Here is a 7,684-nt window from a genome sequence, read left to right as displayed (position 1 = left end):
ATCAAACATGATGTTGAAAGAATATACAAAAACATGTATATTTTGAAAGTTGAATGACTGGATATGAGGAAGAACTCCTTTATCAACTTTCATATAGAAAATATTTATTTTGAATAGCTAATGGCTATGACATTATTATACTAGGAGGTGACATTATGGATTATGAAAAAGAATTGAAACTAATTAATATGAATGACGTTGAACTTCAAGATGTAAAGTGATTATGGAAGCCACATTAGGTGGTGAATTGCCATTTGATAGCTATGAAAGACTTGAATCAGCAGTTATTTACCAAACAGCCGAAGATGGTCTAGGAGTTGGAAAAGAACTTGTAGCAAAAGGTTTTAAAACCAAACGAGGCAGTACTATTCGTGGTATTTTAAAGAATGAAAAGTATATGGGAGATTTATTGCTAGGCAAGATAATTACAGTTGACCCAATTACAAAGCAATGTTTAGATAATATGGGTGAAGAAGAACAGTATTATATTAAAGACCATCATGAGCCTATTATCAGTAAAGAAGCTTTCGAAAATGCTAGAAAAATCCGTGAGAAAAGAAATAAGAATAAGAACAAGGGACGTATTGAAAGATATAATAGGATATACCTTTAGTAGTAAAAATAAATGTGGATATTGTGATACTATAGTAGGAAGACGTGCATTAAATGCAGGCACAAAGAACAAGAAGTTTGAACCTGATGTATTCAATGCTATTGTTGATCATATTGTTTTAGGTGGTGTTGATGACGAAGGTAACAAAGCTCCACACCTTTTGACTTTCGTATTCAAAACTGGTCCTAAGTCAAAGATAAGTATGCCGAAACCTAAACGTGGATTAAGATAGAACAGCTCAATTAAAAAAGGTGAAGAAGAATGTTACTTATCAACACCCGACTTATGTGGAGACTTGTCGTAAGAGTATTACAATAAAATTTATCCTAAGTGAACAAAAATGAAATTGATGGTAGATTAGGACAATATGACAATGAAATTAATATATTCTGGAGAAAAAAATTTTACTTTAAGATATTTAAAGCGGAATTTTGTATTTGAAAAAGAGTTTGTGATAGAATTATGTGGTTGAATCATTACTCATGCGGTATAATAAAATACAAGCCACATACCTAAAATTGTAATAAATAAGGAATTCCAGTAATGGATTATCTTATTCGAAATATATAAAACAGATTAAATAAAAGAAGTAAGTTTATGGATAATAAAACAGATATCTTAATTAATCAGATGGAAGATGGCAAAATAAAAATTGATGTTAGATTGGAAAATGAAACAGTATGGATGAATTAGAAAGCCATTGCAGAGATTTATCAAACTACCCATCAGAATATCACACTACATATAAAGAATATATATGATGAAGATGATAGACGTGTCACTGTGGTTACTGCCGCGGGCTAAAAGCAAAATCTATCACCAATATCTGTTGTAATTATATAGCGTTCTTCTACTACAAGGAATTTCGTGTCCATGATGAGCGTAGATGTGTGCCATGGATTGTCCTTTTTTTGCAAAGGTGAAATGAGTATATCAAGCATAGCAATATCAGCTGGTGACTGGTTGATTCCTTCACGTGATGATAATAACAGATTGTGATAAGAAGCATCGCTGGCAGAATATAGAGCATGTTGAAGTGTAAATCTGCGAAACTTTGCACATCCATTACAAATATAAGGAGCTTTAAGAATACGCTAATATAACAGGTCTATACTAGGGGCATATGGTTCTACAGTCTCTATTACAAGACAAACTATAGCAGGTTTTACAAAGCTTATAACAATCTTTTTTCTCACATAGAAATCTGATTTAACAAATTTTTTTTCTAGCACAAACAATAAGCTTTTTAAATTCTGGTTTCACGAAATTACTCTTGCAAACAAGGAGTTGAATATTCAGCTAAGAAAAAAATTAAAAAGTTGTATTGACTATAACGTCGCGTCAACCTGTATACTTATCTTGAAAAATGACTTTTTTATACTAGGGGGGAGAATACTCATGGAACTGCAAACCATCAGTCAAGTATCTAAATATTTTTCAATCTCAACTCGAACACTTAGATATTACGAACAAATCGGGTTGATTACACCTGCCGAAAAGGAAGATTATGCTTACCGTGTATATGATATGGAAGCAATCACACGCCTGCGCCAAATTATTATTCTACGTAAACTGAGGATACCTCTTAAACAAATTGCTGAGATTTTGAATAACGGGGATGTGAGTGTTGCAATCGAAATATTTGAACGTAATCTTGTCGACATTGAGGATGAAATAACTGCGCTCTCAACCATTCGCAGTGTTGTTAAAGTTTTTATCGAACATCTAGGTCTTGGAAGCGCGACATTCGTACTACCAGATGATGAAGGCTTATTAGAAATTGTGGATTCACTGACTGTCTCTAAAATTAATTTTAAGAAGGAGAGGAAAATGGAAGAACTTAAACAAGCAAGCGAGAAACTGAGTAAAATAGAGGATAAAGATGTGCGAATTGTTTACCTTCCGCCCATGACCGTAGCCGCTGCTTACGCATCTGGAAAAGACTGCGAAGGTAAGGCGTTAGATATGATAAATCAGTTCGTAAAAGATAGCGGATTGTTAAAAATCAAACCCGACGCCCGGAGTTTCGGTTTTGACTGTTCTAAGGAACCAATAGGAATTGGAGAACTTTCTCGCATATATGAAGTTTGGGTATCGGTTCCCGAAGACATGGAAATACCAGCACCTTTAGTAAAGCGAACCTTTAATGGTGGGTTATATGCTGCGCATGTATTGAGGACATGGGATTTTGAGGATTGGAGTTTATTAAAAGAATGGGTCAATGCCAGCGATAAGTATGATAACGACTGGGATTCCCCACGTTGGACATCTCCGGAAACGAGTGCCGGGCAAGGCTTTGAAGAAACGCTGAATTTTTATAATTATGCTCAAAACGGTGAAATGAAGGATTTACAGCTTGATTTATTATTCCCTATTAAGGAGAAGGTAAATGGAAGAATTTAATATCGGTGGGACAATCACATTCGGCGGTTATAATTGGCGCATTCTTGACATAAAAAATAATGCGGCTTTGATTATAACCGAGTATATTATAGAACAGCGTTCTTACCATGACGCTTATAAAGATATAACATGGGCTGACTGCTCGTTAAGAAAATATCTGAACGGGGAATTTTATGACAAATTCAATACAACAGATAAATCAAGAATAACTCCAGTAATAAATAAAAACCATGACAATCAGTGGTATGGGTCAAATGGCGGAGCAGATACGCAAGACAGTATATTTATCTTAAGCATTGAGGAAGCAGTCTGCCAATATTTCGGTGATAGTAGTTCAAAGTTGCATAACCCAGGAAAAAATCAAAGATATTGGTTTCAAAGAAAAGATGAAAACAACAGTAATCGAATAGCAAGACTTGAGCCTGAAAATGGAGGGATTTGGTGGTGGTGGCTTCGGTCGCCTGGTCGCGTTAATATAAAAGCCGTGTACATCCACGGTGACGGTAATATAGGTATCCAAGGTAACAATATATTGAAAGGCAACATTAGCGATGGCAAATGTACAGGTGGTGTCCGTCCAGCTTTGTGGCTAAAACTGGAATCACATTAGATAAATAGAGTATAATGCTTAATTATATACTAAAGAGCAAGTTTTTTCCTAACTTGCTTTTATTTTTTTGCAATAAAAATGGACTGTCTCACATTTTATTGTGAGACAGTCTCTTCTAAGTAATCAATAACTCATGATGTAATATAATTCTTTTGAACATATTTCCAGAAATCTATTATAAGACTTTATAATATAGTATTTCTATCATAGTCCTATTCTAATAATGATTTATCAATGATTTTATCATCAGATAGCTTATCAGAAAGAATTTCTCCATTCTTTAGCTTCATATATAATGCCTTATAACTACACTTAACCACATGGTCTCTTATAAACGCCTCTGTACTAAGTTCATTATAATCCTCTTTCGTTATAAAACCCTTATCCTTTGCAAATTTTAATCCTTCTTGCCAATTAAATTCTCCATCCTTATCACTATATCCGAGGGTCCTAAGCAATAATACCATATAGCTATTTGCATTTATAACTTCATTTGATCCAAACTTAGTTTCACTTACTCCCTTTGTAATGCCATTTTCATATAGATATCCTACATATTCATGACCCCAAGAAACGTCCGTAAAAGGATGGGAGTAATTTTTTTCTTGAGCTTCTTTCTCCTTACCAAGTAGTCTAACTATCATAACAGCTGATTGAATTCTAGTAAAAGGTTGGTCTAGTTCATAACCTAGTTCAGTACCTTTAAACATTCCGACCTTATTTAGTTTCTCTGCATAATCATAGTACTTAGTTCCATATGCATCTAGTTTCTTTTTAATTAGGTTGTAGTCTAGGACCTTATTAGCTGTAACTAGTACATCCTTATCCATATATAATAAATGATCTATTTTTTCTCCAAAGTCAACCTCAATAAAGTTTTTCATATCCTTAGAAAAAAGTATAGAGGTACCAAAGTTAAAGTTTAACTTCCCTGCGCTAGTCGTCGGTATCACCATAAAATATCCATCATTAAAAGCTATATATGGCACATATTCTCTATTCATCAATTCAGATTCATTAAATTCGTGGGCTATCCAATCCTTGCCGTTATAAGAATAGTGTAATTGAGCATCAATAAAAGCATAGAATACATCGTTAGCTACAAATTTTCTTGTGTACCACGCTATACTTGGTTTTGTTCTCTTCTCGGCATCTCTATCTAAAAAAGTGACTATGTTCCAGTTTATGCCTTCATCTGATCTTAGCATATAGTTACCATAGTAGTCTCCATCTTGAGCCACATAGTACTTACCATTATATAATATGTTTTTATCAAATAATGAATAGTTTCCTAGATAGTTATATTGCTTTGGAGTGAGCTTATATGGATCATATTTAGTTAATGAATGGGATACAAAATTTTTTCTATCATCAGTGGCTAAAAATGAACCGCCGATAAATCCTTTAAGAGCTCCGTGTACATCAAATAACTGCAGGCTACTTCCAGCCCATCTTGAATGCAAGTTTCCATTCTTATCACTAATCCAATCACTACCCGAAACTCTTTCCCAGTTTACTCCGTCTTTTGAAACATGCGTATCTAACTCATAGTAACTACTTGAGCTACCATTTATGACAAATTTGTTATTAGGATAATTCTCTTTGTCACTATGTATAAGAGATCCCGATGATATATAATTTCCAGACACTTCATCATAAAAGATAGTAGTATTCAATAGCTCTGTATCGATGAATGTTTTCTTTACATCCTTAAAGTCACTAGTAATTATTGCCTGTGGACCATACTCACCATTATCCCTATTAAATAGTCTAGTTGACAATGCAAAAAATTCTTTACCATTTGAAGCAAACTGAGTTATATTATCTTCAAATTCATACAATAGTGTATCGCTTGCATCAATAACCGATTCAGTTTCAGCATATGCTGTTGTCCAAGTAAGGATTACTGAAATAAGTATTACGATAACCAATACATATTTACTTAATCTCATTCTCTTCATATTGCCCTCCAATATCTTAGTTGAAAATGTATCCCTTACATAATAACATATATAACCATCCATTAATATCCTTTTTGTGGTATCTTAGCTAGTAGAACATCATATTCCTTTATTAGATGATGACGATTCTTTACCAATTTCCCCTATTGTTTCCCAATGACGATTTTGAAGTGATTCTAATGAGCGTTTTGCATACTTGTCAAAATCTTCTTCATGTCCTGCCATTGGATTTACGGTGCACCGTACAGGCAATGCAACTAAGAAACGTTTAATACATCCTTCATTACAGCGTGTACAACGAACAATATCTTTTGTTTTTCCTTCAGCATACTTGTTCACCCATTCTGGATCAGCTATTTGTTGTCTACCTTGTGAAATCATATCTACATCACCATTTCGAACTGCTTCTTCTGCTAATTCAGGATCATGAACTGATGGACAAATAAGTGGAATGGTTAATCCTCGCTTTACTATTTTAGCTTTAGGCAATACTTGACCGTCTTTCTTTGGAATAAAATCACTCATACATTCATAAGAACCATCTGATAAATGAATAAAATTAGCACCATAGCTTTCTAATTTTTTAGCTACTTCATTAGCATATTTAGGAGTAATGTCTCCTTCAATTTCTACTGATGCACTAATTCTAACACCAATAACAAAGTCAGGTCCTACATACTTTCTCATTGAATCAATACTTTCTTTGATAATTCTTAGTCTGTTATCCAATGAACCACCATATTGGTCAGTTCTTTGATTTAATCTTGGTGATATAAATGAATGTAATAAGTATCCATGTGGTGCATGAATCTCAATTCCATCAAATCCTGCTAATTTAGTACATTTTGCAGCATAACCATAGTCAGCTATCAGTTTGCTGATTTCTTCTTTTGCTATTTCTCTTGGTATTTCTCCAATAATATGCATACCCGGCACATTACTGATCTGCTTAAAGGCTTTCATTGGATTGGTACTAATTTTTTCATGATAACCAAGTGTTCTTGCTAGGGAGAGGGTAGGTTTCATATTTGTTGGAGAGCCTAAACCAGTTATTAGTTTATCGTGGCGTACATTATATCCAATAGGTGAAGCTGCTACTGGTTGAGTGGCTCCAAGATCACTTGTTCCTTGAGCACCTGGACCTATAGATACTTGTGCAATAATCTTTGCTCCAAATGACTTAACATGCTCTACAAAATCAGCCATTTTAGGTACAAAAGCTTCATCATAAATTGCTAAATTATTATATTTACGATATGTATCTGCAGTCTTGTGGCTAGTACCTCTCATAGCTTCAACAATAATCATTCCAGTTCCACCCATAGCTCTTGCAGCATAATAAGCTTTTTGTTGTCTACTAGGAAAATGCATTGGATCAGTATAATTCATATTCATTGGTGCCATAACCACTCTATTTTTAATAGTATGGCTTCCTATTTTGATTGATTGTAATAGAGGTTTTTCTTGATTTGACATAATTAACTCTTCTTTTCATAATTTAGTATAATCGTATATTATGAATTTCGTTATATTATGCTAAAAAAATACTACATAAGTTTATCTAGGATTAACAATAGTTGATCAATTTCTTCGGTGGTAAGTTTTTTTGATATTTCCATTATTTTTTTTTGACGCATTGTAGTAACTTTGATTAATGCATTATGTCCCTTTTCAGTTAATGTTGAAACGACCATTCTTCTATCTTCGTCACTGGTTTTCCTAACAATATAGCCTTTTTTTACAAGGCGATCCATAGTCTTTGTTGGAGTACTTACTGCTACTTCTAGTTGCTGAGCAATTTCTTTTATTGTTTTTTCAGAATTTAATCCAATAGCATCCATAATACCGATTTCGGCAATTGTAAGATTACCAATATCCATATCTGAGATTTTTTTGATAATATCTTTTTCAATAATACCAACTAGTCTTTTAAATTGTAGAAAAATGTTATCTAATCGATTGCTATTCATATTAATCTCCTTTCATTACCATAAATATAACGAACTTCCATATACTAGTTGAATTGTATCATTTAATTATTTTATTGTCAAGAATAATTCTTGTTATGGATATTGTATTATGATTGATTTATGATAA

8 protein-coding genes are annotated in these 7,684 nt (G+C 33.4%); 5 read left to right on the top strand and 3 right to left on the bottom strand.

Features of this window, described 5'->3' with window-relative positions; genetic code table 11:
- Window positions 1-223 precede the first annotated feature (223 nt).
- The 5 genes from ACX6CF_RS25845 (at window position 224) to ACX6CF_RS25825 (ending at window position 3,626) form a co-directional block, all read left to right on the top strand.
- Window positions 224-613 carry a recombinase family protein gene (locus ACX6CF_RS25845; protein ID WP_458788266.1) on the top strand — a complete coding sequence of 130 codons (390 nt, stop codon included), beginning with the start codon at window positions 224-226 and terminating at the stop codon, window positions 611-613.
- On the top strand, window positions 585-845 hold the full coding sequence (locus ACX6CF_RS25840; RefSeq protein WP_458788265.1) for a hypothetical protein: 261 nt from the start codon (window positions 585-587) through the stop codon (window positions 843-845). Before ACX6CF_RS25845 ends, ACX6CF_RS25840 begins: the two co-directional genes overlap by 29 nt.
- A gap of 641 nt (window positions 846-1,486) precedes the next feature.
- On the top strand, window positions 1,487-1,612 hold the full coding sequence (locus ACX6CF_RS25835) for a hypothetical protein (RefSeq protein WP_458788264.1): 126 nt from the start codon (window positions 1,487-1,489) through the stop codon (window positions 1,610-1,612).
- A gap of 399 nt (window positions 1,613-2,011) precedes the next feature.
- Entirely contained in the window at window positions 2,012-3,016 is a 1,005-nt protein-coding gene (locus tag ACX6CF_RS25830) for a MerR family transcriptional regulator (protein ID WP_458788263.1), read from the top strand.
- Window positions 3,003-3,626 (top strand): DUF6273 domain-containing protein, encoded by a 624-nt coding sequence (locus ACX6CF_RS25825; protein ID WP_458788262.1) that lies wholly within the window; start codon window positions 3,003-3,005, stop codon window positions 3,624-3,626. Before ACX6CF_RS25830 ends, ACX6CF_RS25825 begins: the two co-directional genes overlap by 14 nt.
- 212 nt (window positions 3,627-3,838) lie before the next feature.
- Here ACX6CF_RS25825 and ACX6CF_RS25820 read toward each other — a convergent pair whose 3' ends face one another.
- The 3 genes from ACX6CF_RS25820 to ACX6CF_RS25810 form a co-directional block, all read right to left on the bottom strand.
- Window positions 3,839-5,587, bottom strand: coding sequence for a hypothetical protein (locus ACX6CF_RS25820; RefSeq protein ID WP_458788261.1), 1,749 nt, complete (start codon window positions 5,585-5,587; stop codon window positions 3,839-3,841).
- A gap of 99 nt (window positions 5,588-5,686) precedes the next feature.
- On the bottom strand, window positions 5,687-7,063 hold the full coding sequence (locus ACX6CF_RS25815) for an oxidoreductase (RefSeq protein ID WP_458788260.1): 1,377 nt from the start codon (window positions 7,061-7,063) through the stop codon (window positions 5,687-5,689).
- 71 nt (window positions 7,064-7,134) lie between these two features.
- Entirely contained in the window at window positions 7,135-7,557 is a 423-nt protein-coding gene (locus ACX6CF_RS25810; protein ID WP_458788259.1) for a MarR family winged helix-turn-helix transcriptional regulator, read from the bottom strand.
- Between the last annotated feature and the right edge of the window lie 127 nt (window positions 7,558-7,684).

It is taken from the genome of Vallitalea sediminicola (assembly GCF_054408565.1).
Note: the sequence above shows the minus strand (reverse complement) of the source record. Positions and strands in the feature narration are given on the sequence as shown.

Coding starts and splice junctions, on each gene's coding strand:
- ACX6CF_RS25830 (WP_458788263.1), top strand. CDS start 2,012: ATGGAACTGCAAACCATCAGTCAAGTATCTAAATATTTTTCAATCTCA.
- ACX6CF_RS25810 (WP_458788259.1), bottom strand. CDS start 7,557: ATGAATAGCAATCGATTAGATAACATTTTTCTACAATTTAAAAGACTA.
- ACX6CF_RS25815 (WP_458788260.1), bottom strand. CDS start 7,063: ATGTCAAATCAAGAAAAACCTCTATTACAATCAATCAAAATAGGAAGC.
- ACX6CF_RS25835 (WP_458788264.1), top strand. CDS start 1,487: ATGATGAGCGTAGATGTGTGCCATGGATTGTCCTTTTTTTGCAAAGGT.
- ACX6CF_RS25845 (WP_458788266.1), top strand. CDS start 224: ATGGAAGCCACATTAGGTGGTGAATTGCCATTTGATAGCTATGAAAGA.
- ACX6CF_RS25820 (WP_458788261.1), bottom strand. CDS start 5,587: ATGAAGAGAATGAGATTAAGTAAATATGTATTGGTTATCGTAATACTT.
- ACX6CF_RS25825 (WP_458788262.1), top strand. CDS start 3,003: ATGGAAGAATTTAATATCGGTGGGACAATCACATTCGGCGGTTATAAT.